The sequence below is a fragment of the Lysinibacillus parviboronicapiens genome (assembly GCF_003049575.1).
Classification (GTDB): domain Bacteria; phylum Bacillota; class Bacilli; order Bacillales_A; family Planococcaceae; genus Lysinibacillus; species Lysinibacillus parviboronicapiens.
Genome location: NZ_PYWI01000006.1, coordinates 29,990 through 55,474, shown reverse-complemented (window position 1 = coordinate 55,474; position 25,485 = coordinate 29,990). Strand labels below are relative to the sequence as shown.

Annotated in this window: 28 protein-coding genes and 1 pseudogene; 11 read left to right on the top strand and 18 right to left on the bottom strand. The window is 36.0% G+C overall.

Going from position 1 to position 25,485, the window contains the following annotated elements:
- Window positions 1-4 precede the first annotated feature (4 nt).
- The 3 genes from C9J35_RS07500 (at window position 5) to C9J35_RS07490 (ending at window position 2,716) form a co-directional block, all read left to right on the top strand.
- Window positions 5-700: a DUF2225 domain-containing protein gene (locus tag C9J35_RS07500; protein ID WP_107924028.1), complete on the top strand. Its 696-nt coding sequence runs from the start codon at window positions 5-7 to the stop codon at window positions 698-700.
- 22 nt (window positions 701-722) lie between these two features.
- On the top strand, window positions 723-1,076 hold the full coding sequence (locus C9J35_RS07495) for a hypothetical protein (protein ID WP_107924027.1): 354 nt from the start codon (window positions 723-725) through the stop codon (window positions 1,074-1,076).
- Window positions 1,077-1,273: 197 nt separating this feature from the next.
- The gene (locus C9J35_RS07490; protein WP_235616225.1) at window positions 1,274-2,716 is read left to right on the top strand and encodes an erythromycin esterase family protein; all 1,443 of its coding nucleotides are present in this window, start codon (window positions 1,274-1,276) and stop codon (window positions 2,714-2,716) included.
- Window positions 2,717-2,799: 83 nt separating this feature from the next.
- Here C9J35_RS07490 and C9J35_RS07485 read toward each other — a convergent pair.
- From C9J35_RS07485 to C9J35_RS07470, 4 genes and pseudogenes are all read right to left on the bottom strand, one after another.
- Window positions 2,800-2,925 (bottom strand): annotated as a pseudogene (locus C9J35_RS07485) (DUF4272 domain-containing protein); the annotation flags it as partial.
- Window positions 2,926-3,582, bottom strand: a complete 657-nt coding sequence (locus C9J35_RS07480; RefSeq protein ID WP_054768280.1) for a DJ-1/PfpI family protein — start codon at window positions 3,580-3,582, stop codon at window positions 2,926-2,928.
- A 140-nt stretch (window positions 3,583-3,722) separates the two neighbouring features.
- Window positions 3,723-4,325 (bottom strand): TetR/AcrR family transcriptional regulator, encoded by a 603-nt coding sequence (locus tag C9J35_RS07475; protein ID WP_107924025.1) that lies wholly within the window; start codon window positions 4,323-4,325, stop codon window positions 3,723-3,725.
- A gap of 104 nt (window positions 4,326-4,429) precedes the next feature.
- Window positions 4,430-5,266, bottom strand: coding sequence for a MerR family transcriptional regulator (locus tag C9J35_RS07470; protein WP_107924024.1), 837 nt, complete (start codon window positions 5,264-5,266; stop codon window positions 4,430-4,432).
- Between the two features lie 84 nt (window positions 5,267-5,350).
- Between C9J35_RS07470 and C9J35_RS07465 the strand changes: the two genes are divergently transcribed.
- The 3 genes from C9J35_RS07465 to C9J35_RS07455 all read left to right on the top strand — a co-directional run bounded on the left by C9J35_RS07465 (window position 5,351) and on the right by C9J35_RS07455 (window position 7,813).
- Entirely contained in the window at window positions 5,351-5,818 is a 468-nt protein-coding gene (locus C9J35_RS07465; protein ID WP_107924023.1) for a GNAT family N-acetyltransferase, read from the top strand.
- The gene (locus C9J35_RS07460; protein ID WP_107924022.1) at window positions 5,805-7,139 is read left to right on the top strand and encodes an MATE family efflux transporter; all 1,335 of its coding nucleotides are present in this window, start codon (window positions 5,805-5,807) and stop codon (window positions 7,137-7,139) included. Before C9J35_RS07465 ends, C9J35_RS07460 begins: the two co-directional genes overlap by 14 nt.
- A 194-nt stretch (window positions 7,140-7,333) precedes the next feature.
- Window positions 7,334-7,813: a GNAT family N-acetyltransferase gene (locus tag C9J35_RS07455; protein ID WP_107924021.1), complete on the top strand. Its 480-nt coding sequence runs from the start codon at window positions 7,334-7,336 to the stop codon at window positions 7,811-7,813.
- Between the two features lie 73 nt (window positions 7,814-7,886).
- Here C9J35_RS07455 and C9J35_RS07450 read toward each other — a convergent pair whose 3' ends face one another.
- Window positions 7,887-8,468: a TetR/AcrR family transcriptional regulator gene (locus tag C9J35_RS07450; protein WP_107924020.1), complete on the bottom strand. Its 582-nt coding sequence runs from the start codon at window positions 8,466-8,468 to the stop codon at window positions 7,887-7,889.
- Between the two features lie 292 nt (window positions 8,469-8,760).
- On the opposite strand from C9J35_RS07450, the gene C9J35_RS07445 reads away from it, so the two are divergent.
- Entirely contained in the window at window positions 8,761-10,011 is a 1,251-nt protein-coding gene (locus tag C9J35_RS07445; RefSeq protein WP_054768278.1) for an MFS transporter, read from the top strand.
- 149 nt (window positions 10,012-10,160) lie between these two features.
- Complete coding sequence (locus C9J35_RS07440; protein ID WP_107924019.1) at window positions 10,161-11,222, top strand: LLM class flavin-dependent oxidoreductase; 1,062 nt, start codon at window positions 10,161-10,163, stop codon at window positions 11,220-11,222.
- A 333-nt stretch (window positions 11,223-11,555) separates the two neighbouring features.
- Here the strand turns inward: C9J35_RS07440 and C9J35_RS07435 are convergent, their stop codons facing one another.
- The 6 genes from C9J35_RS07435 to C9J35_RS07410 form a co-directional block, all read right to left on the bottom strand.
- Entirely contained in the window at window positions 11,556-12,197 is a 642-nt protein-coding gene (locus C9J35_RS07435) for a pentapeptide repeat-containing protein (protein WP_054768277.1), read from the bottom strand.
- Window positions 12,198-12,356: 159 nt separating this feature from the next.
- Window positions 12,357-12,812, bottom strand: a complete 456-nt coding sequence (locus C9J35_RS07430) for a GNAT family N-acetyltransferase (protein ID WP_107924018.1) — start codon at window positions 12,810-12,812, stop codon at window positions 12,357-12,359.
- Window positions 12,813-13,005: 193 nt separating this feature from the next.
- A complete protein-coding gene (locus C9J35_RS07425; protein WP_107924017.1) occupies window positions 13,006-14,217 on the bottom strand; it encodes an MDR family MFS transporter in 1,212 nt (403 codons plus the stop codon).
- Window positions 14,218-14,325: 108 nt separating this feature from the next.
- Window positions 14,326-14,994: a GntR family transcriptional regulator gene (locus tag C9J35_RS07420; protein WP_167395934.1), complete on the bottom strand. Its 669-nt coding sequence runs from the start codon at window positions 14,992-14,994 to the stop codon at window positions 14,326-14,328.
- Window positions 14,995-15,187: 193 nt separating this feature from the next.
- Entirely contained in the window at window positions 15,188-15,586 is a 399-nt protein-coding gene (locus C9J35_RS07415) for a RidA family protein (RefSeq protein WP_107924015.1), read from the bottom strand.
- Between the two features lie 353 nt (window positions 15,587-15,939).
- A complete protein-coding gene (locus tag C9J35_RS07410; protein ID WP_107924014.1) occupies window positions 15,940-17,001 on the bottom strand; it encodes an AI-2E family transporter in 1,062 nt (353 codons plus the stop codon).
- A 350-nt stretch (window positions 17,002-17,351) separates the two neighbouring features.
- Between C9J35_RS07410 and C9J35_RS07405 the strand changes: the two genes are divergently transcribed.
- From C9J35_RS07405 to C9J35_RS07395, 3 genes are all read left to right on the top strand, one after another.
- Window positions 17,352-17,744 carry a RidA family protein gene (locus C9J35_RS07405; protein ID WP_107924013.1) on the top strand — a complete coding sequence of 131 codons (393 nt, stop codon included), beginning with the start codon at window positions 17,352-17,354 and terminating at the stop codon, window positions 17,742-17,744.
- Between the two features lie 127 nt (window positions 17,745-17,871).
- Window positions 17,872-18,624, top strand: coding sequence for an IclR family transcriptional regulator (locus C9J35_RS07400; RefSeq protein WP_107924012.1), 753 nt, complete (start codon window positions 17,872-17,874; stop codon window positions 18,622-18,624).
- A gap of 134 nt (window positions 18,625-18,758) precedes the next feature.
- On the top strand, window positions 18,759-19,691 hold the full coding sequence (locus tag C9J35_RS07395) for an aldo/keto reductase (RefSeq protein ID WP_054768274.1): 933 nt from the start codon (window positions 18,759-18,761) through the stop codon (window positions 19,689-19,691).
- Between the two features lie 75 nt (window positions 19,692-19,766).
- Here the strand turns inward: C9J35_RS07395 and C9J35_RS07390 are convergent, their stop codons facing one another.
- From C9J35_RS07390 to C9J35_RS07360, 7 genes are all read right to left on the bottom strand, one after another.
- Window positions 19,767-20,372, bottom strand: a complete 606-nt coding sequence (locus C9J35_RS07390) for a flavin reductase family protein (RefSeq protein ID WP_054768273.1) — start codon at window positions 20,370-20,372, stop codon at window positions 19,767-19,769.
- A gap of 16 nt (window positions 20,373-20,388) precedes the next feature.
- On the bottom strand, window positions 20,389-21,327 hold the full coding sequence (locus C9J35_RS07385; RefSeq protein WP_107924011.1) for a ring-cleaving dioxygenase: 939 nt from the start codon (window positions 21,325-21,327) through the stop codon (window positions 20,389-20,391).
- A gap of 422 nt (window positions 21,328-21,749) precedes the next feature.
- Window positions 21,750-21,953: a DUF4177 domain-containing protein gene (locus C9J35_RS07380; RefSeq protein WP_054768272.1), complete on the bottom strand. Its 204-nt coding sequence runs from the start codon at window positions 21,951-21,953 to the stop codon at window positions 21,750-21,752.
- A gap of 86 nt (window positions 21,954-22,039) precedes the next feature.
- Window positions 22,040-23,647 carry an ABC transporter ATP-binding protein gene (locus C9J35_RS07375; RefSeq protein WP_107924010.1) on the bottom strand — a complete coding sequence of 536 codons (1,608 nt, stop codon included), beginning with the start codon at window positions 23,645-23,647 and terminating at the stop codon, window positions 22,040-22,042.
- A gap of 2 nt (window positions 23,648-23,649) precedes the next feature.
- The gene (locus C9J35_RS07370) at window positions 23,650-24,054 is read right to left on the bottom strand and encodes a hypothetical protein (RefSeq protein WP_107924009.1); all 405 of its coding nucleotides are present in this window, start codon (window positions 24,052-24,054) and stop codon (window positions 23,650-23,652) included.
- Between the two features lie 12 nt (window positions 24,055-24,066).
- Window positions 24,067-24,699, bottom strand: a complete 633-nt coding sequence (locus C9J35_RS07365) for a CPBP family intramembrane glutamic endopeptidase (protein WP_054768268.1) — start codon at window positions 24,697-24,699, stop codon at window positions 24,067-24,069.
- Entirely contained in the window at window positions 24,700-25,485 is a 786-nt protein-coding gene (locus C9J35_RS07360; RefSeq protein ID WP_054768267.1) for an ABC transporter permease subunit, read from the bottom strand.

The window sequence follows — 25,485 nt, the reverse complement described above, 5'->3', positions numbered from 1 at the left end:
TCATATGGCTTTTAACATTTACTACTATGAAAGTAATGTGGATTGCAAATTTTGCAAAAAACATTTTACTACATATAAGGTACGTCCAAACCGCTATAAAGTAATGGAGGAACGAACAGACTTCATGCCCATTTATGAAGATTTAAATCCGCTGTTTTACGAAGTAGCTGTTTGTCCACATTGTGGATATGCGTACCACAAATCTATGACGAGAACTTATGGTCCGTTCATGCTGCTAATTGATGAATTGTATATTAAAGAACTGCAAAAACCAATGAATATTTGTCAGGAACGGACAATTGATGACGCGATTGTAAGCTACAAATTAGCATACCTCGTATCGAGGGCATCTATGGAAGAGCCCCTTTTAATGGCCAATTTCGCGCTAAAAATAGCATGGCTTTACCGCTTAAAAAGCGAACAGGAATCAGAAATGCGCTATCTCTTTGCAGCTAGAGACTTTTACAGTAAGTCCTTTGCTTCCAACCAAGAGGGCGAGGAACGTATCCAATTCTTACATGCAGAACTGAGCTTACGTCTCGGTGATATTGCCGAAGCCAAAAAAGGATTCTCTCGCTTAATTTCTGACCGTAGTATATCCAACAAGTATCGCAAGCTAGCGCGTAATCGTTGGGAAAATTATAAATATGATGAGCATTCCATCAGCATGAATGAAAGTATAGGAGAAATCCTCAAATGAAGTAATGGAGGAGTGAAGTAGCATGCAGCTATTTGGCAAAAAAATAGATGCGAGAGAAGAAGATGTTTTTTCCGAATTACATCATTTCTTACTAAGAAAAAATAATCGCATTTTATCAAATGATGAAGTTGTTGCATTAACAGGTGTTTCATCCGAGTTGATTTATAAGTGGGTAAAAGCAGGTAAATTAAAAAAGTCAATATTCCCGAATCTCGGCGCGCCATGTGAGCGATGTGGGAATATAACTCAAGCAAAAATCTGTGTTAATTGTTCATCATCCATCGTTAGTACGTTAAATCAAGAGAAAAAAGATCAAGCATGGTTTAATCAAATTCAACGTAACAATCCACGAGTAGGCACATATCATTACAAGTAAGACAAAAACACACCTTCCAAAATGCGTACTGATTTTTCATGTACCCATCTCGAGGTGTTTTTTGTCCGCTCCATATTTTAAATATACACCGCCCCTAAGAAATATCAGGAATTTAAACTAAATTTAAACAAGTTCCACCAAATTTTTAACCTTAATTCATTATAATGGGACTCATCTAAGAAAGGGGCCGATGAATTTTGATTAAGCCGTATCAGCAAAACAACAAGAAAAAAATAGTTTTGCTTTCACTAAGCGTAGCCATTACTAGTTTACTAAGCTTCAGCAATGTTGCCAATGCCTCAGCTGCTGTCCCTGCCCTTACAGAGCACACGGCAGTGGAAAATAATAATGTAGATGTTAAGCAAGCTCGCACATCAAATGAAACACTACAAGAATGGAAAAGTTGGACCAATGACCATGCCTATAGTTTAACGTCCATTCAACCAGAAAAACTAGAAAAGCAGCACATTCCATCTAGTAATTTTGATGATTTAGCGATGTTAAAGCCATTATTACATGATAAACGCATTGTCTTTTTAGGTGAGAGCTCGCATGGAGTGGCTGAATTTAACCTTGCCAAAACCCGCATCATTCAATTTTTACATCAAGAAATGGACTACAACGTTCTTGCATTTGAAAGCGGTATGGGCAATGTCATGAATGCCCAAGGACAAATTGACAAGCAAGCCGCACAACAAACGATGAAGGATGCTATTTTTGGCGTGTGGTGGACAAAGGAAACACTACCGTTGTTTGACTATGCGAAAAAGACTCAACAAACAGATAAACCACTAGTGTTAGCAGGATTTGATATTCAGCAACAAGGAGCATTTACAAACGGCGACTGGTTAAAAAACAGTGACTTAGCTAAACAGTTCAGTAACGTAGAGGAGCAATTAGCGCAGTGGAGTTCAAGTAAGGATTTACAAGGCTACCAAAAAGCAAAGCCTAGTATCATTGATATCTACACACAGGTAAAATCACAAGTGAAGCTTAAGGAGGCAGAATTAAAATCAGCTTATCCGAATGAACCTCACATTGTAAAACTTATGGAGAGAACGTTAACAGATCGTATCCGTTTAGCAAATGAATATGTGGAACTTACAATTCAATCAAATATTGAAATCGAAAAAAATAACCCTGAGCCGTTTTTGAAAACAATGGAATGGCGTGATCAAGCAATGCTCGAAAACTTGCTTTGGTTATCAACAGAAATTTACCCGGCAGAAAAATTTATTGTTTGGGCTCATAATGATCATATTCGCAAAGCCCAATCTGAGGTCATGGGTTCTCCTTATCCGGTAAAATTAATGGGTGAACGCCTACCCGATATCTATAAAAAATATAGCTATGTGCTTGGTCTTTATATGGCTGGTGGAGAAACGGCAAACAATATGCGTGAACCTATGGAGGTCTTGCCACCAGTAAAAGGATCAGTTGAAGATATTCTTTCAACGACACATAAGCCTTACACATTCATAGATTTACGAAACCGTCAAAATGAACGTGGAAATTCGTGGATGTTTGAACCGCGTCTATCTTATAGTTGGGGAATTATGCAGGAAAGCCTTGTGCCACGCGATCAATACGATGGACTCCTTCTGATTGACAAGGTTAGTATGCCGAATTATCTAAAGTAGAAGGATTTGAAAATTCTATCCGTCTCTCCATCTATTTATTGAAAAAAGCAGGCTAAGGAAAGAATCCTTAGCCTTTTATGATTCTAAGTATCCATCGAAACATTATCCCAACCTTCATGACAATGACCTATCATCCAGAATAATCCTCTACGTCTTTCCATGACAATGCTTTCATTCATGCCAGCAGGAGTTTCTTGCCCTTGAATGCGCTATAAATGCGGCTCTTGTTTCGCAAGTTCTTTCAGCATCACTTTTAATTGCTCTACCATAGGAGCCGGTGCTTTCTTTGGCGAACCCACATCAAACGGAGGCATAGGATCGTATTCTAATAACAGTTGGACTGATTTACTAATATCTTCTCCACATTCCCACGCTACTAGCTGAAGAGCCATGTCGATACCAGAAGAAACACCAGCTGCCGTAACGATTTTACCTTGGCGAACTACCCTTTCTTCAGTTGGCATGGTACCAAGAGAGCTTAGAATATCGAAGGAGCCCCAATGACTGGTTGCCTTCGCTCCTTTTAGCAAACCTGCAGCACTCAGAATTAGAGAACCATTACACACGGAAGTCGTCCACTTAGTCGTTTCATGAATTTGCTGAATCCATTGCAATGTTTCTTCGTCATTCATTGGCACTTTAAAATTAGGTGGACGACAACCAGGAACAACCAGAATATCGGCTGATGATACTTCAGAAAAACTTAAATCTGCATGTAAGTATCCCATTTTAGAATCTAATGTTATTAAACCTTTATTTTTAGCAACAAACTCTACTTGCATGCCCTCTACAGTTGCGAATACTTCATACGGACCAATTGCATCTAACGCTGTGATTCCATCGTAAAGCATAATGACGACCTTCATATTAACCTCTCCTTTTGCTTCATTAATTATAAAGAATGAAAATTTCACCCCTTACACAAAATCGGACCGGACGGTTCGGTCCTTAACTAGCATTATAAAGGATAACTCCACATATTTCTATACAAAAAAGAACCAAAAATTTAACTCTGGTTCTTTTTTGTATAATGCTGTAATAGTATTTTCACTTGTTCAACACTATGGTGCATATGTTCATTATTTAAAGATAATCGGCTTGCCATCACCGCTCCCTCAATAGTCGAAAACAAAAAGGATGCTAAAGAATACGAATCCATCTCTTGCCGAAATTCCTTAGTGTGAATTCCCTCATCAATTATGCCTTGTATAAAAGACACAGTTCGATTGTAAGCTTCTGAGGCTTTCTCACGAAGCTCTGGAAAACCAAAATCTGATTCGATAGCCGTATTAAGGAGAGGGCAACCCCCTTCGATTGGTGGGTTATTAACAGCATCTTGGTAGATATGAAACATCGCTATTAATTTATCGGTCGCAGTAACTAAAAATTTCGTGGCTTCAAAATAATACTGCCAAATAAGGCTACCCGCATATTCAAATGAAGCAATTGCAATATCGTTCTTGTTTTCAAATCTTCTATATATAGCACCTTTAGGAAGTCCAGTGGCAGTCATAATATCTTGTATAGAAGTTTGACTATAACCCTTTTTATTAAATAAGGCTAAGGAAGTTTGAATAATAAGATCGCGTGTTTCATCTACCTTATTCATTTATATTCTCCTCCCCATGTAATGTAACAACTATTATAGCTAATAATGCAAAAACTTTAAATTAGTAACGATCTTTTTCTAACACATTTATCCTATAGTCTTCCCTATGGTTTTATATCTTTTACAAGTTCCATCATTATTTTCGTCACATACTCCTCTTCACGATTTTTAATAACTGCGTCGTAAATATATTCCTCATAAACGTACTGCCCTAGCATGTAACCCTTGTCTTGCATGACATTAAATAAACGTTCGTATGTTTCCCCAAGTGTAGTGGATGGTCCCACATGGTAGCCAATAATAAATTCTCCTTCAATGGCTTTAAAGTATGGGTGACCCTCCCGCGGTTGTGGTTGCTCCATATATAGAAAACAATAATTATCATAGTTACCGGCTAATACTTGCTCTCTTTTAGTAATACCGCCAATCGGATAGCCTGTATCTAATTGTGAACGATCTAACTCATCGATAAAATCAGAGACTGCCTTGACAAACTGTTCCTCTGTGGAGTCTTCAATATTTTTACTCAAATACAATGTTTCCTCAGGGAAATGTTCAATTGAAATGCTATCAAAATCAAGATATAAGGCTTCCGCTGTGGACTCAATTTTTACATCAATAATTGTTTCAATCATTTCAAGCTCTCGGCGTTTTTTTGTAACTATCTCCTTTTGCTGACGCATCAATTCTAAGAAATTCTCGGGTGATTTATCTGCCATATATTGCTGAATTTCCTTTAACGACATACCGAGTGCCTTTAATAATTCGATGACACTAAAGAAATCATATTGTGCAATGGAATAATAGCGATAGTCTTTATTGTCTTTCATGATTGGTGATAATAACCCTATTTGATCGTAGTAAATCAACGTTTGTTTATTAACTTTACATAGCTTAGCAAATTCCCCTGTTGTAAAAAACTTTATATTTTTATTGAGCATTTTAAGTTTCCTCCCTTGACTATATAGTTACTATATACCTTAAATTGTAGCTAATCACAATATAAATAGAAAGGTTTTGACATTATGTTCACGGAAATTCGTGACATCTCTACTTTAAACAAAGAAGAAATTTTAGCCTTACGCATCGCTGACTATCAGCAGAATTTTATTGAAACGACAATACAATGCTTGAACGAGGCTGAAAACGATCAACGTTTTATACCTGTTGGTCTGTATAAGGAAAACGTTGCGGTTGGATTTGCAATGTATGGCGTTTTTCAACACGAGGATGAGACGGAGCGTGTTTGGTTAGACCGCTACCTTATCGATGAACGTTATCAACATAAAGGATTGGGTAAGTATTTTCTACAGCAACTTATTCACTTTTTAACAAGGAAATATCATTGCCAAAAATTATATTTAAGTGTCTATGACGATAATAAAGTTGCCATTCAGCTATATAAAAAATTCGGATTCGTTTTCAATGGTGAACTAGATGAACAAGGTGAAAAAGTGATGGTAAAGGAGGTACACAATCATGACAACAATTAACCCTATTGAAACAAGACCTCTGAAGCCGTTGTTTTTATCATATTTATTTCCAGCTATGATTGGGATGTTGCTGATGTCGGTCAATATTTTAGTTGACGGTATTTTTGTTAGTCATGGTGTTGGTCCGACAGCTTTAGCAGGAGTAAATATCGCAGTGCCGATTTTTTCTATTTTGTTATCGATTTCTCTGTGGGTCGGTATGGGTGGCGCCACTTTGTTCTCGATTTCTCTTGGTGAGGGCAATAAAGTACGTGCACATCAGCTTTTCACATTATCATTTTTGACGATGCTTGCTGTAGTGGTAACATTGATTATGGTTCTTTTATTTAACTTAAAGGACATTGCCTATATATTTGGCGCAAGCGATGCTACCTATCCTTATGTAAAAGAGTACTTACATGTTATTTTGTTATTTGGTGTTTTTTATACGATTGAAAACTTATTGAGTATTTTTATCCGGAATGATGGCAATCCAAAGCTTGCGATGTTGGGCTTAATGACAACATCGATTTTAAATATAATCTTAAACTATCTCTTTATTTTTGTTTTAGGCTACGGTGTAACTGGCTGTGCATTAGCTACTGCGATTTCCACTATTTTAGGAATGTCGGTGCTATGTTTACATTTCTTCCGTGATCAATGTGAACTAAAATTCGTATCTAAATTTTTTAACTGGTCAGATTTAAAAAAGGTATTTGCGATTGGACTACCGAGCTTTATAGTGGAAGCCTCAATGGCTATCATGATTATTTTATACAATATAACATTTTTACACTATTTAGGCGCTAATGGCGTTACTGCCTACGCAATGGTTAACTATATTCATACAGTACTGTTAACCGTTTTCCTAGGCATCGGCATGGCACTACAGCCTCTAGTCAGCTACCATCACGGTGCCAGATTGATGAAGCGGTTAATAGTACTTTTGAAAATTGGCATTGCGACAGCTCTTATTTTCGGTTTAAGTACGACAGTTGTTGCCACGTTATTCCCTTCACAACTCATAGCTTTATTTGGTGACAGTACATTCGAAATTCGCAATATGGCCGTACAAGGCTTTGCCCATTTTGCAATTGGATATGTATTTCTCGGCATAAATATGGTGTTTGCGGAATTCTTCCAATCCATTGAAAAAATTCGTCTCGCCACTGCTATTATGTTACTGCGCAGTATTATTTTATTTATCCCATCTCTTGTATTATTGCCAAAATTATTCGGCGCGCAAGCTATTTGGTGGACATTCCCAGTCTCTGAAGGCATCACAGCATTCCTTATTTTCTTGTATATAAAGAAAAAGCGAAAGAAATTCCTTCTATATTAAATTCATGAAAAGCGAAAAAACGTTATCCCCCTTTCACAGTGTATTGTGTCGAAGGGGGATAATTTTATATCGTTATGTAATAGGTACGACCCATCGACCCTTATCTCATCAGAAATTACCCTAAAGCAAAAAGAGTACAAACGTTCTGTTTTATGATATGATAAGCGTAGAAAAATCTAAAAGGCGGGATGTACATGAATCGTAGCAGTTCGGTTAAATTACAGCACTTTGCTGAAAAATTTCTACATGATTTAGAGAACTTTGATCTTCCTCAACAGCAAATTCAATTTTCTGCACTCCCAAAAGAAATTCTTAATACAACGGATGGGCAATATCGTATTGTCATAACTCATGATGAACAAGCAGTAGGTTTTTTTCTTTTACATGCTACAGAGAGAGTGAAAGACTACTCTAGCAACCCAAAAGCACTCCTTTTAACAGCATTAACTGTAGATCACAAACATCAAGGTATGGGGTTTGCGAAGGAAGGCATGCTCGCTTTATCACATTTCATTAAGGATTTTTTTCCTAAATATAACGAAGTCGTTCTAGTTGTAAATAAAAAAAACATTCCTGCTCAAAATTTATATAAAAAAGTTGGATTTGTTGATACAGGAATACGAAAAACGGGTCAAATAGGTGAACAAATTCTAATGAGTCTGCTCATTACATAAATTAATGTTCTAAATTAAAGAATCTGCAAGACGCCTACGGCTTACCCGTGGAAATCGAGCAGATTCCTGTTATTTACTTGAGCAATGCAAGCATCACTTCCACAGAATTATCAACAAATGAACGCTCAGGACGAGATTTCATTATTACAGTTAGACCTATTAATGATACGAGTAAAGCCTGAGATAAAGCCTTTGCATTTGTCCCTTGCTCAAGTTCCCCCGATTGCATACCACGCTCAATTGCCTCTTGAAATATAACTGATAAGTACATTTGATGCTCCCGAGTAAGAATTTCAAACTTCTCATCATGAGGTGCAAGTTCGACCATTGTATTGATGGAAAAACATCCTCGACTGAAACCTTCTGTGTATTCCTCATCAACCAAGTCTTCAAAAAAAGTACGAAATGCCTGTTTTACAGATGGATTGTTTTGGAGTTTTGTTCGTATTTCAGATGCACGGGCCATCGTATATTTACGTAGCGCCGCTTCAAACAATTCTTTTTTGCCTCCAAAAGCTGAGTATATACTGGGGCGTTGAATACCCATTCTGGACGTTAAATCGCTTAATGAGGTGGCCTCATATCCCTTCTCCCAAAATAGTTGCATCGCTGCATCTAGTGCTTGTTCTTCGTCAAATTCTCGGTTTCGTCCCATCCTCAATACCTCACGTTACGCTTATTTATTTCTCATTCGTTCAATGGCACCAATGTAAGTGAATACATTTGCGTACCAAACAGTATAATATAATTTTATATTTTATTAATTCTTTTGTCAATCACGTGCTACACAAACCTAATAAAACATGACTATTTCGGGCGTTACATGCTCCATCAAAAATTAATTGACAGAGACAGTCTCTATAAGTTATATTTACTTGGCGTAATACCATACCGAACGGTAAAGTATTACACTTAGTAATTAAATCTATAGAAAAGGTGTGTACAAAATGAAGGAGGTTAAAGAAAAAGTAACATTTAATACCGGAATATCGCTATTACGGTCGCTTAACTCAGCTTCAGACCATCGTTCACCTATGCCACATTATGTGACCATATTGTTTGCAGTTGCGTGTGGTATGTCAGTTGCGAATATCTACTTCGCACAGCCTCTGCTTGATCAACTTTCTAGTGAGTTTGGGATTAACCATGCCACAATCGGCATTATTATTACCATTACACAAATCTTTTATGGTCTGGGATTACTGCTGCTGGTACCCCTCGGTGATTTACTGAATCAGCGCCGTTTGATCATTGGTCAAATGTCATTATCCATCATTGCTTTGGTTATAGTCGGAACTTCATCTACCACCACAGTCCTTTTTGCAGGGATGGCTTTGGTCGGACTGCTTGCGGTAGTAACTCAAACACTTGTGGCATTCGCGGCAACTATGGCTGTTCCTGCTGAACGCGGGCGTATCGTTGGCATTGTAACAAGCGGGATTGTCATCGGTATACTTCTGGCGCGTTCTATTGCAGGCGTACTAACAGATCTTGCGGGTTGGCGTTCCGTATATCTAGTATCTGCTATGCTACTGCTTGTTATAGTATGTATGTTTCTGAGGGTGTTGCCTAATGTTGAACGCAAGGTACAATCCCTGTCGTATTCCCAGTTGCTGAAGTCTGTGTTTATGTTGTTTAGGCAAGAGCGCATATTACGTATCCGCTCTGTTTTAGCCCTACTGATTTTTGCTGATTTCAGTATTTTGTGGACTTCACTTGTATTGCCCCTTAGTACACAGCCGTTATCTCTTTCGCACAGTGCGATTGGAGCTTTTGGTCTTGTAGGCGTAGCTGGTGCATTAGCTGCTGCACGTGCAGGAAGGCTAGCTGATCAAGGTCACGGTCAGAGAACAACTGGCACTGCTTTAATGCTATTGTTGATTTCATGGTTGTTCATTAGTTATACAGAGCATTCGTTATTCGCATTAGTTATAGGTATCGTTCTGCTTGACTTAGCAGTACAGGCCGTACACGTCACTAATCAAACTATGATTCTTCCATTGCGTACGGAGGCGCGTAGTCGTCTTACCGCTGGGTACATGGTGTTTTATGCTATTGGCAGTGCTAGCGGTTCACTTGCTTCGACCCAAATATACGCACATTTTGGCTGGGAAGGCGTATGCTTGCTCGGTGCCTCAGTTAGTGCTGTAGCCCTTCTATTTTGGGCAATGACTAGTCGCGCTCCTGCAATAAAATAAGCCACGTCCTATCATAGCCAGGTTCTTCTACACAATGAGCCTGAACATCACAAGAACTTGTTTTAGATAAAATAAAAAAACAAGATATGAAAACTTTTGCTTTCAAAGCAAGTTACGGAGAAAGCTAATGAAAAAAGGAGAGATATTTCGTGGAGATTGGTATTACTTCATTTGTAGAAACAAAGCCAGATGTAAAGACTGGTGAAGTGATTAGTCACGCACAGCGATTGCGTGAAGTTGTGGAAGAAATTGTCCTTGCTGATCAGGTGGGACTTGATGTGTTTGGCGTAGGTGAGCATCACAGGGAGGATTATGCAGCATCTTCCCCAGCAATTGTGCTGGCTGCTGCTGCACCCATGACTAAACATATTCGGCTGACTAGTGCCGTGACAGTGCTTTCTTCAGCTGATCCCGTACGGGTCTTTCAGGATTTTGCTATGCTGGATGGCATTTCAAATGGGCGTGCAGAGATTATGGCCGGCCGGGGTTCTTTTATCGAATCCTTTCCATTGTTTGGCTATGATTTGAATGACTATGATGAGTTGTTTGAAGAACATTTGGAATTACTGCTCAAAATAAGAGAGTCCGAAAAAGTAACCTGGGAAGGCCGACATCGACCAGCCATTAATAATTTAGGCATATATCCTCGGCCCATTCAGAATCCTTTACCAATATGGGTTGGCAGTGGAGGCAACCAGCAATCTGCTATTCGAGCTGGTTTGTTAGGATTACCACTGATGCTGGCGATTATCGGTGGGAATCCAATGCAGTTTGAATCACTAGTTAAGCTTTATAAGCAAGCAGCAGCGCACGCTGGTCACGACGTATCAAAGCTAAAGATTGGGTCGCATTCGATCGGATTTGTCGCCGATAATGCCGAACTTGCAGCAGAAACTTTTTTCCCTTCTACTCAAGCAGGCATGAATAAGCTTGGCAAGGAGCGAGGCTGGAGACATTATGACCGCTCTAGTTACGATGCCGCTCGAAGCTTCGATGGTGCTTTATATGTTGGCGATCCGGAGACTGTTGCCCAGAAAATTATTCACCTTCGTAAAAATGTTGGCATTACACGCTTTATGATGTATGTACCGTTAAGCTCTATGCCACATGCAGAAGTGATGAGAGCCATTGAGTTGTTAGGAACTGAGGTAGCACCCCGAGTAAGGAAGGAAATAGCCAAATGGGAAGCTGAAATAGGGGGCAATCAATAAAAAATAAACTTCTCAACGACTAATAATAATTTAATGAAGGAATTCTAAAATAAGAACTTAGATTACACTAGTAGACATTAAAGGGCTGGCCCAAAAGTAAAAACAATACACTTAGAAGTATCCTATTAGGCTATTTTTCTGATACAAAGGTAAAAGACCGCGTAAAAAGCAAGCGTATGAGAACCAACAAGGAGCTTTAGCAAGCGATGCAGCTCATACCTTGCCCGCGGATAGGTGAAGCGGACTTTTACCAAATAGGAACAAGGCGTAATTGTTTAGGCAGTCCTTTCGTTGATAGACACAGTGAGTAAAACTTTACGCAAAATAAATAGCTTATTTTACTTTTAAGCCCAACATTCTAGCAAAACCAATTGCTTGTTCAGAAGAAACCTCGCATCCATCTAAATCTTCTAAAGTTACACTTAGCCTTTCAAATGTTGAACTACTAATATCTATCCCTTTAAGAGATGTTCCAGAAAAATTCACTTCATTTATATCACATTGTTGGAATCCAACTTTCTTAAAATTGCATTCATAGTAATCAGCATTTTGTAATGAACAATTAGCAAACTGTACTTGTTTTAAACTACTATAACCGTACGAACTTAGATTCATAATACAGTTTTCAAAAAGTACATTGCCTAAAGTAGCATCTGACAGATTAATCCCTAACATTTTTGATTCTTTAAATTCGACTCTATGTATAATCCCTCCCATAAAATCGGCATTGGATAAATCACAATTTTCAAAAGTAACATCTGTTAACTCAATATTTCTAAATGTCACATCATTAAATAACACATTTTTAAAAGTAACTTGCGAAAATTCTATCTTATCTATATTTTCTCTTTCAATTGTGCAATTAGTAATTGTGCCATTAGTCAGATATGGCTCATCCATATCATGTATTTCTTGAAAGTTCGCAGCAGGTAAATGAAGAGAAAGTTTTGGTTTTTCAACTTTTATTTTTGACATATTATCACCTTACCTAACATTTTAAGGAACACTAGTTCTTATGCAATGATAACATATTAGATATTCCACTGCTATGCATTTCAATGATCACTATCTTTCCAAACTAGAAAAAGGACCTAAAACAGGCCCCTTCCCCTCACTATTTCTTGCAATACTTTTTTACTTATTTATATATTTGATGACTGCCATTTCTTTACCGAATTTATCCCCATTATCAATAAACCCTAAACTAGAATATAAACGATGGGCACCCTTATTTTCTGGGTGATAACCAACTACAATTTTCTTCGCATTCGGTAATTTAGCTACCTCCGAAATCATTAATTCAGTAGCTTTTTTACCAATTCCCTTCCCTTGGAAATGCTTATCAATCATAATTCTATATACCCAATAGCCACCAAGTTCCTCTGTTACAGAATTAAACATTAAAAACCCTACAATTTTTTCTTCAAAATAAATGGCATACGGTTTTAATGTCGGTTCAAACTTTGACTGCGCTATTGAAATAGCATTTGGTTCTATAAAAGCTGTTTGTTCTTTTGATAATTCTAGTACACAACATTCATACCAATTTTCTGCATTTACTTCTACAATTTTTACATTATTGTTATTCACAAATTTTCCCCTTTCGAATGTGAGGAAACGCTAATACTTTTGTTAATTAAACGTTATCCCCCAGTATTTAAAATGGATAAAAATAGTATTGTTTGTCATAATGACCTCCTCCTTTCAAAGTTTTCCTACATTGTAAATCGAATTTTCAGTCTTTATACATATTTCATATTTCTATAAAGTAATTTTCTACGTGTTAAACCTGCATCTTTTTGTTAAAGCTTCGCTTCCCTACATAGAAGAAGTAAATCCCTAATAAAGATATGAAAGCCATAAATAAAAACATGGTTGTCCCGCCATACGTAGATAACAAGATACCTCCGAACCAGGGACCCAAGAAATTGCCAAACTCCCCTAAACTTTGAGCTCCATAATAAGTACCTCTTAAATGCTGTGGTGTAATCTCATCTACTTGAGCATATTCAGCAGGAATGACCAGTATTTCACCTAAAGTAAATACAAACATCGAAATAATAAAGGCAATCCAAATAGTAGAAAAGGCAAATCCGATTTCTCCAACTGCAAATAGCATGCAGCCATAAGCAATTCTTTGAATTAAAGTAAAACGCTCTGACCATCTGGTTAACGGAATTTGCACTATAAGTACGGTAAATCCGTTGACACTCATTAATATCGCAAATAACTTTACTCCATCAATAATATTTGCCTGTAGGTATTGAGAGAGTGTTACTGACATTTGACCATGTACAGTCGTTAATAAGATGCCACCTATAATAAATAACATTAAGGGTACATCACTACGTAAGGTATGCCATAAGAGAGCCACATTCATGTTATCTTTCGATACAGCTCCATTGTTATGCTTAGAGTCCTTGATAGCTCTAAGCATAAAGTATAAAACAACTGCATAGATGACATAAATTGAAGATGTTAAGATAAATGCTATCGTACTGCCCCCAATTCCTAAAAAGGCACCTAACATAGGCCCTATCGCGTAACCAAGATTAGAAGCTAAATATCGATTAGCGAACATTTTATATCTTTTATTATCTGGTGTTAAATCGGCCATTAATGCCTTTGATACCGTTCCAAAGAAAGCTTGCGCAATTCCCCTGATTATACTAAAAATCAATAAAAAAATAATATTCGTGGTAGAAATAAAACCAATAAAAGCAATACTTAACCCTATCAAAGAGAGGATCATCAATTTCTTTCTTCCAATGAAATCTGACAGGACACCTCCAATCAATCCACAGGAAGTACCTGCTAAAGGACCTACACCTATGATAAACCCGATAGTAGCAAAATCTAAATTTGCAGACTGACTTAGAAAAATTGCTAAAAAAGGCATACTCATTGAGCTTGTTAAAGTAATTAAAACAGTTCCAAATACTAATATATGAACAATTGGATGAAATTCTTTTAAGTAACTCTTAATTTTGTCCATTAAATAATTTTTGCTCTCTTTCTACAGAATTTCCATTTTTATGGCCCAAATAAACTATGATTATTGATTGAAAGCTTTTGTGAGCTTATCTATCTTCTTTATCTTGTATTAAAATATATGCTGTTCAATTCTAGAAAAACTTTGTCTCCAATTCTTTTCTATTTCATCAAGAACTAAAGGTAAGTTTCTTTGTTTTAGTGCAGTTATAATCAGATTATGTTCCTCGTAAGAAAAATGAACATCCTCTACCTCATCAAAATAATATAATTCTACTCGTTTGAGCTTTTGCTTAATACCTTCCAGTATTCGTTTCAATTCCTCATTTGTAGAAACTTCTATATAAGTGGAGTGGAATTCATTATCACACTCTACCGCTACTAATTGATTTCTCTCTTCTATTGCTTTTTTAAGTTCAAGATTGATTTTCTCCATCCTTTGCAGATGCTCATCCCCAATTTTCTCAAAGGCCTGTTCCATAGCCAATCGATCTAGCGTCCAACCAATCGAATAGAGGTGTAATACTTCATGAGCATAAATAGGCGAAACAGTAGTTGAACGATTAGGCTTGGTCTGTACAAATCCTTCATCCTCCAACCGTAATAATGCTTCTCTAATAGGCGTACGACTCACACCTAATAATTCTGCTAATTCCTTGTCGCGCAATTGTTGCGCTGGTTTTAGGGTTCCATCTACGATCCAATCTCTTAAAACCGTGTAGGCTTCCTCACGCACAAAAGTACGCTTGAGTGTTTTCTTTACCTGTAATTGATCCAACATTTCCGACCCCCATAAACATTTTATACACATTCTAGTAATATGTAATATATCACATACTAAAGATATTTTCCTTATTTTTCATAAGAAAACAATGTTCTTCCATTAAAATCTTTCTTTAGAGTTTGGTAAATCTCCGATAACTACAACAATCCACGGAAACAATACGTTCCCATGGATTGGATGAGGTGTGTTACTATGCTTTTGCTGCCCAAATCTCTATTTCTATTTGAATTTCTGGTAAACCTAACTCCGAAATATAGCCAATCGTCATTGCTGGATAGTCATTGCCGAATAGTTTTTCCCATTCAGCATACAGGTATTCCCAATCAATTTTTTCAATTGCCCATATGTTCACTTTAATAATGTTATCAGCTGTTAAACCTTCCGAGTCCAATACTAACTTAATATTATGAAAAGTATTTGTGATTTGATCATTCATACTGTGTGGCATTAGACCCTTTTGATCTAATCCAATTTGACCCGATGTTACGTATAGCTCTGAATTTCTAGGGATTTTTGTAATATGTGTGTAGTTTCCTACTGGATCAGGCATTCCCTGTGGATTTTTTCTAATGATTTTAGTGTTTTTCATATTATTTACCTCGCCTCTTAATAGTTTCTACTGTATTTCCTTTTTCTCATTTTTGGGCACACTTCTCCCGTAAAAAATGATTCTAGAAAAAAACAGCAGTAGAGTACCCATATCCAAACGATAAAAGCTTCAGTGATTTTTTCTTCATGAATTGAATACCCCTTTCTATTAATAGGACAAGATTGTCATTTCTATATTTATTATACACTTGGATTCTCAAATTTTACAATATATTGTATTATTTGCGTCATTTCCTATAATTCAATAGGCAAATTAAGATTACACAATAAAATAAATAAAATGAAAGCATGCGCATAAGAGCGATGCTTCCATTTTAATTAGATTAGACGATCTTAGTCAATTGGCTTTTCCTTGTTATCTTGAACTGTAACTTTTTTCTGTAAATCTACCTCTGGTACAGACGTAACACCAAGAATATCAAGTAGGAACATGAACAGTGGAATCCCGATGATTAGCCCCCAGACACCTAGGAAATGTTCCGAGAAGAGGATCACGATAAAGGTATAGAAAATTGGAAGATTCGTCTTTGCCGACATCAGCTTCGGGTTTAAGAAATACGCCTCAAGTGCATGTAGCACCACAACGATGATTAGAATATAGACTATGTGCATTAATCCACCGATACTATAGGCAATAATACTGAGTGGAATCAATGAAATGATAACGCCTGCGACAGGGATTAATCCAAGTATGAAGAGCATGATTCCTAATGCAATCAAATGTGGGAAGCCCATGAAGTACAACGCAATAACAGATACAACACAGTTCACAGCTGCAATAACAAATTGTGCTTCGATGACCTTACCGAACGACCGCACGAATATTTTGCAGAAATACGTTAGTTCATCGTAAAGTGGACCAATCTTGCTATCCTTGAATTTCGCTGTAAACTCCGTAATGCGTTTTTTTTCGAGAAGAATAAACAAGCTTAAAATCAATGCGATGAACACATGCATGATAACTTTACCAATATTCGTGAGATTTGTAAGTGTGAGGTCCACACCTTGCTCTAAATATTTACCTAGCTCAATCTTCTCAAAAGTTGGAGCCAAATACCTCGCTATCTCATTATCATTCGGATTGAGGTTAAATGCTGCAATTAGATTAAACAATTGTGTAATTTGCTGACTTACGACTGGTAAATACTTATAGATAACGGCAACAATACCCGCTACAAGTAGAAGGTAAAGCGTAACAATCACAGCTTTCTCATTTATCGGTGCGATTCGTCTGAGCCTTTTCGTCACACTAGTAGAGAGTTCATTCATCAGATAGGTGATAATGAATGTAAGCAGAATAAGATTGATCATACTCCACATCAGATATAGTGCAACTGCGACCCCTATTAGAATAATAAAACGTTTAAATCCATTACTTCGAAAAAAATCAACCATGCATTCACACCCTTCAAAAAAACGGCTTCTCTGCCTTTACGGTTTGATTTGTTCATTTATCGTGAGATACATTAACATATATAATAGGAAAGTAGAAAATATATTTTGATATCTAAACAAATATTTTTTATGCTATACACTTTCAAAAAATGATAAATCATTGAGCTTAACAGCTAAAAAATCCATAATTAGAAGAATATTCACATAATCCAAAAGAATAAGTAAAAACAGACCTATTTTAACTATATAGCTAAAAACGCTGTTTGACAAAGGATTAATCGAAATGACGTTATTCTTCTTCGAATGTGAATGATATTTTATAAAAAATCTAATCAGCAAAGGATGATTCTATGAAAACCTCAAGAAATCCAAAGGACATTCACCCTCCAGTGGCTCCTTATGTCCACCAAATTGAAGTAACTGGACCAACTAGATGGCTGACATTATCTGGACAATTAGGGATGAGCGTAGATGGAACAGTACCTGAAGATACCTTAGAACAACTTGAAATCGCACTAGACAATATCCTAAAAAATCTTACATCTGCGAACATGGGGATTCAAGATTTGACCAAACTGGTTTTTTATTTTGTCGGAGAAAATGACGCTAATCGGAGACGACAGATCGTAAAGGATTTTCTTGGTGATCATCTACCGTGTACGACAATGATTTATGTAGTGGCATTAGCTGCACCATCCTTTAAAGTTGAAATCGATGCTTGGGCATGCAAGGACATCGAATAACATTTGCCAACGCATACCTTCGATAATTCCTTGACCAAGCATGATTAGAATAGAGATACCCCCAATTACAATTAACACAAACACCTACCAATAGAATTACTCACTTACTAGTGAAGGAGAGGTTGAATTGAATTCCTATGAGGTATCAACTTTAAAAAAAGGCCTTTTAATTTTGGATTTACTACGTGAAAAGCATGCGCTTACTTTAACTGAAATTATGGAAGAATTATCAATGAATAAGACTTCTGTTTTTCGCATGCTTTATACATTAGAAAAAATGAATTATGTTACGAAACATAATAAGTATTATCACTTAAATTCCCATATTTTTAGGAATGAACATTTATATTGGCATCATGATATCCAATGGGCTTCTCTCATAGCGCCCTATCACCTAGCAAGGCAAGAACAAATAACAACTTATATTGGTATTTTAGAAGATTGCGAAATGGTCATAAAAAATGTCATTAGGGAGCCTTTTGAGCAGCCTGCTTTTCATGCCATCGATTCTCGAACACCTATGCATTCAAGTGCCCTTGGCAAAGTAGTATTAGCTCACCTCTCACCTGACAGACAGCAAGCAATGTTAAATAATATGGAGCTTCATACATATACAACGGAAACTTTTTATGATTATGGATTATTGATTCCTCATTTACAGGTCATTAAAGCACAAGGATATGCGGTTGATAACGAGGAAACCAATTTAGGTAAATGCTGCATTGCCGTTCCAATTTATCTGAATAAAGAAGCAATCGGAGCAATTGCTTTCCATGGTACGACTGAACAAATTAAAAAAAACGCCATTCGTTCGTATGTAAAAAAATTAGTGGAGGCAAGTCAACAAATGACGGTAGAAATTAATTATCTATTAGACTAATATTTCCATTTACAAATTTCCTTCTGTTACAATTAAAATGCTTTTGTTTCTATATTTGAAACAATATGTAGGTGTGTTGGTAAAAAATTCTTTTTGCCCTATGCTGATAATAGAAAACACGAGGAGGTAGGATGATGAAATTTCATACGTTAAAGAAAACAGCGATCAATATTTCAGAAATTGGTCTTGGTACAAATGCTGTAGGTGGACATAACTTATTTGAAAACTTAAATGAACAAGATGGTAAGGAACTAGTCTCCACTGCACTTGATTTAGGAATAACTTTTATTGATACAGCAGACATTTACGGCAAAGGGCGTTCCGAGGAAATTGTCGGGGAAGTACTGAAAAATTATCGAAGAGACGATTTCGTGTTAGCGACAAAGGGTGCTAAACATTGGTTTGAAGATGGATCTGTCACAGTAGATAATAATCCTCAATATTTACGCCAAGCACTTGAGAATAGCTTGCAGCGCCTTCAAATGGATTATGTAGATCTTTATTACTTACACTTTCCAGATAACGATACGCCACTAGCTGAGTCTATTGGTGAATTATCACGTCTAAAAGAAGAAGGAAAAATCCGAGCAATAGGGATTTCCAATGTAACAGTAGATCAACTAAAAGAAGCCAATGGACATAATGATATTTCAGTTTTACAATCTCCTTACAATATGTTAAACCGTTCAGCAGAGCAAGATTTATTGCCTTACTGTATTCAACATGATATTTCATTTATTCCATACGGTCCACTCGCATATGGGCTACTTGGTGGTAAATATACAAAAGACTTCAGATTGGATGCAGGCGACTGGCGAATTTCAAATCCTTTATTCCATGGTGAGCTATTTGAACAAACATTAGCAAAAATAGAGGCATTAAAGGGAATTGCACAGAAACATCAAACAACATTATCAAATTTAGCGCTTGCTTGGTTATTAGCGCAAGAAGGTATTGATGCTGTTATTCCTGGAGGAAAACATAAAAGTCAAGTGGCTGCCAATGTAGAAGCAACTGATGTCCTTCTAACGAATGAAGATTTCGTGAATATAGCAAGAATTTTATAACAAAAAAAGCGGAAATGCTGTTAAATCAACATTTCCGCCTTTTATCTTGGAACACTGCACATCAACATGGCTTAATCATGGTCGCTCTAACGCAAAAATATCACCAATTTTTGCGTAATTTGAACCCGCTAGCCTACTAACCGCTTGTAGCTTCCTTGGATCAATGCGACCTTCATGATAAATCGCCTCATCTATATGAAATTGAACAACTTCTCCAATAAACAAATCACCCGTCTGTTCCTCACCATTCATCAAAGGAATCGTTTGTACTAGACGACACTCCATGCGGACCTTTGCCTCTTGAATACCTGGTATCTTGATACGCTGACTGTCAATAAGAGTAAATTGTGCTCTGTCGATTTCACTCTCAGTTACAGGCAAGGAAGCCGCAGTTTCATTCACCTGTTTTACATTATCCTCATCTACAATATGCACAACAAACTGTTGTTGATAATGAATATGACGAGCTGTATCTTTTAAGCGCCCATTTGGTCTTTGAATGGCTAAAGAAATCATCGGTGGGTTTGACGACACAATATTAAAATAACTGAAAGGTGCGCCATTGATAATCCCTTGCTCTGACTTCGTTGTAACAAAAGCAATAGGTCTCGGAATAATGCTACCAATTAATAATTTATAGTTTTCACGCTCTGTATTGTTCTTAGGATCAATCGATATCAAAACATTTGCCCCCTTTTTAATCAACTGAGCGAACGCTGATTGGGATCAATGTTCTTTCTAACCGTTCACGATGTTCCTCATACTGTGTTGGTAACATTAATTGACTCCCCATTGTCTCAGGTGTTTCGTCGTGCGCGAATCCTGGTGGATCTGTCGCAATTTCAAATAGAATTTCCCCGGGTTCACGGAAATAAATAGCATTAAAGTAATTACGGTCTTTTACTTCTGTTACATGTTGTCCATGACTCATTACTTGCTGTTGCCAATCTAAATGATCCTCATTATCTTGTGCTCTCCATGCAATATGATGTACTGTCCCTACGCCCATTTGACCGCGTTGGCCAGGAACTACTTTTAAATCCACGATATTCCCTATATCAGCACTGGATTGATAGCGCGTATACTCGCCTTCTGTCGCCACTTTTTCAAGCCCCATAACATCTGTTAGTATTTTTGCTGTTTCATCAGGATAACTTGAATAAAGTGTTGCACCACCAAATCCTTTAATGGCAACCTCAGGAGTTACTTCACCAAAAGTCCATTCATTTAATTCACCTTCTGCACGTGCAACGATTTCAATATGAAGTCCGTGTGGGTCATCCAGTTGTATCACTTGTTCACTAAAACGTTCAGTTTTTTTGAATGGAATAGCAAATTTCGCAAGACGATTAATCCAAAATGGAAGCGCTCCCTCTGGTACAACATAAGTAGTTACTCCAACTTGACCATCACCAATTCGTCCTTGATAAGCATTTGTCCAAGGAAAGAACGTAATGATGGTACCTGGTTTCCCACCTTTGTTACCAAAGTAAAGATGATAAGTACCTGGATCATCAAAATTTACCGTTTGTTTTACTAAACGTAAGCCTAGTACGCCTGCATAAAAATCAATATTCTCCTGTGGATGCCCCACAATGGCTGTGATATGGTGAATACCTGCTGTATGTTTGTTCATATTGACAACGCCCTTTCTTGACTAACTAATTTTTTTCTCTCGTATATTTTTTCCAATTTATTACAATGCCAAACTTCCATTGACTAGGTACTTGAAGCTCTTGACCTGCTTAAGTTATTATCTCGAATTAATTTATCTTGAATTCGAGATAATAATAACACGTTATTTTGAAATCCGTCAACATATCTGCAAGAAAAACATCTTATCTTCCCAAGTAAATAACTAGACAGGCTAAATATCACCGTCCCTGCCTATCAATTAGTTATGGAAATGGTGCAAATTTTTCATATCCATTTATGAATCTAAAAATTATGTACTAAAACGTAAATAACTCCCATTGCTGCCTTACGAGTAAAAAGCATGGATTGATAAAAAATTAATCAAAACATGCTTTAAGATTAGGTTTAGTTTTGTGAGAATCGTCAAACTTTGCGTTTTTCACGTTGAAAAATAAGTTCAATGTATTTAGACCCTCCATAAAATGAAAATGGGGGTGCAAAAATTTGAAGTAATTCCCATTCATCTTTACCATATTCATTAATAACTTCTGTATAATTTTCTTGAGGTTTCGCATAAAATCCCGGTAGGCCACTTAATTTAATCCGCTTAAATTTATACTCTTTCATTTCTGGTTGTTCCCTCCCGTTTTAGGAAACTAGCGATTTGGTAAAGCAATTAACATCATAAAATCAACAGTTAATGATTCCTCTCCTTAACTAACACTTACATAAGTTGACTCTTCTATTTCTGCTTCTCCATCTTTCAACTTAATAATGACATCAAATGCAGAGGTGATTAACTCTTCATCATGGGTAACCATAATACAAATACAATCCCTAAGAGTACTAATTACATTGTATAGTACCTTTACGTTTTCCTTATCTAGAGCTGAACTTGGTTCATCTAATAGTAATACTTGGGGATTACCAATAAGCGCTCTTGCAATAGATACCTTTTGACGTTGTCCCCCTGATAAATGATCGCCATTACAACCAACATCCAATTGAAGTCTTTCTTCAAGATTGTCAAATTTCAAATTCTTAAGTAAGGTTTGTATTTCAGTATCGTTATCTTTAAAAAACTGAATATTATTCCACAATGTATCTTTAAATAAAAAGTTATTTTGATCAACGTAACCTACTGATAAATAAGGTCCTTTCTGCTGTACATCATTAATCAATAATTCCCCTGAATATTGCTCGATTAACCCCGCAATTATTTTTAATATTGTAGATTTGCCTGATCCATTTTCTCCAACTAAAGCATATGATTTTCCTTTTTCAAAGCAAAGGTTCAATTCATTGAGTATTGGTTTATCATCATTCTTATAATAATAGGACACATTACGCAATTTTATAGTTGAAATCACGTCATTTTCGAGAGGCATATATTGTGCTACAGGAAGATCTGAAATGATTTGTATTTGCTTTCTAATAGGTTTGGTAGAATTAACTTTATTGAATTCTTGTGCTATGCTAATAGCTGGTTCGATCACATACATTATTAGTTGAATAAATGCAATGAGTGCTCCGATTGTAAGTAATTGCTGACTTACTAAATACCCTCCAAATAAGAAGATAACTAACATCACAACTATTGTTATACTACCAAACAATACATTTGCTAAAATAATCATATTTTGCAATTTCATATTTTTTAATTCTAAGTTTTTTACTACTTTATCTCCCCTAGAACTAAAATTATCTGCTTTCCTATATACCTTTAATATAGAAAAACCTGCTATCATCTCCTGAATGATGTTTACGTATTGTTCATTAGCAGAAATATGTTCTTCTTTTAATCGGATAATACGTTTAGAAAACAACACTGGTAATGTACTCACTAGCCCTATAATAACAACAAGGGCTAATGTCAGAATGGGTTGTAATATGATTAAAGTTATAATTGAACAGCTTAATAAAAGACCTTTATTAATCATGCTAAAAATAGAAGAGTAATAGTTTGCCTCCAATTGATTGAGATTTGAAAAATAGAGGGTGTTATATTCTTCTGTGTTGTATTTTTTAAATTCATCATACGATGTACTAATCATCGCTCGATGTAGGGAGTTTCTCAAATACATCATGTGATTTGCTATATATCTATTGCCCATTACTCCTGCAAAATAATGCAATACCATTTGCCCAACGCCAAATAATAAACATATTACGAATAAGGGTATTAATTTTTCAATTTCTAGTTCAATTAAACTGTCTGTAATATACATTAGTGCAATGGGAAATAAGACAGATACAACTGCTGCAAAAAACTGCAGTATTAATACAAAAATCAATTGAAGATTCCACCGAAGCATTTTCATACTTAATTCCTACTTAGTCTAAATTTCAACTGTCCTGAGACATAATGCAGTATAAAACTGCCAATTAGTATAAGAAATAGAGAGCCAAAAGTTGAATTACTTGCTGTAATCTCTAAATGAGTAGATTGATACTTCATACTTCTTTCTAAAATACCATCAATACGCGGTTGAATAAGTATCGTGACAGCGATACTGAACAGAAGGTTTGGTAATGCGAATAAAATAAAAGTGAAATACGGTTTCTTTTTTGGTAGATTAGCACACACTAAAAGAATAACGCTCAATATCATAGGGAGAAAAATAAGCATTAATAACTGAATTACATCTAGTTCTTCTTTTAATAAAAAGATTGCAAAAAAGGCAATTTGTACGAGCACCGTCAACAAGTAAAGAATTTTATTTTTCATGTTATATCCCTCCTAAATAGAAATCATATTATAAGAGAAGTGAAATACTATGGTATAAAATAGATTTCCAGTTCGAACATATATCATTCCCATTACTAACGCACCAGGGAATCTATATAATAAATTATCCATAACTGGCTCATTAATGTGTGTTAAAAATGCAAAACACAAACTACTCAACAAGATAATAAACCAAGGTTTAGTCGAAATTTTAGCCAATAAAAAACAAAGTGCTCCTCTTGCCCAAAACTCTTCTGTAAATGCCACAATGGCCATTTGAATACTGTTAACTACAAGGAAAGAAAAGGTTTGGCCGCTAACATACAAATAGCCTTCTACTAAAATCAAAGATACAACGCCAATCATTACCATTCTTAAATTTAGCGTCTTAATGCCAAAATCCCCAATTGATATACCATACATCTTCCTTAAGTAAAGATACGGAAGAAAACAAAAGCCAGATGCCATACTAAGAAAAACAATGGAAATATGCCATACGATAGAATCAGCATTAGGAAATGAAAAATATAGCACTAATCCACTTAGCGGTACTAAGATTAGGGGTAAAAATAGAACAAATAGTATATCAATAACGACATTAGAACGGTTTTTAGAAGTGGTTGTAAGACTCTCATACGGATGCAATTACAAGTCCCTCCTTTTAAAAAGGTGTATCCCAATTCTATTGCTGGCAATAGTCATTACTAAAATAAGTGTTACATATATTAAAAATACTTTGGTAAGTTCAAAGCTACTTGTAAAATTCATCTCAATTAATTCACCTAGATAGTACTCAAATGATATATATTTCAATCCTGGAAACTCCGCAATAAATGTAAATATAATGAATAGTAAGCAGAAGAGTATTGTAGCTGTATTAGACTTTAAAAATGTACTTAACATCATGCTAAAGGAAATCACAAACAGATATAGAAACGTTATACCTACGCCAATGTATAGTAAATTTAAAAATTCATCAGCTCTTAAAAATTGTTTTGTTGCAATATCTTCTCGATGTAATACAAAAACATAATAAAGTATTAAAGAGATAATAGAATAAAATATAATGATAGAAATAATGGCACTATACATGCTTATCAGTTTTGCTCGATAGATTTTTGCTCGATTTGGTATACGTTGTGTATATAAAAGTATGCTACGGTTCTCAATTTCCCCTCCTAATGATTTTGTTGCAAATAAAGCAGCAATTAAAAAGTAAATAAACAGCATTTTTCCAAATATAAGCATATTCACTACAAAGCTTCCTGCATATTCTTTTTCATCACTATTGAAAACTATAATTGAGGATTCGAAATATGCCCCTAAACTATAAAGTAAAGGAATTGCTATCATAGTGAAAAATGCTATGAGTTCTCTTCTTTTTATTATTTTCTTCCACTCTATTTTGTAAACTGTATGAAAGTTCACCAT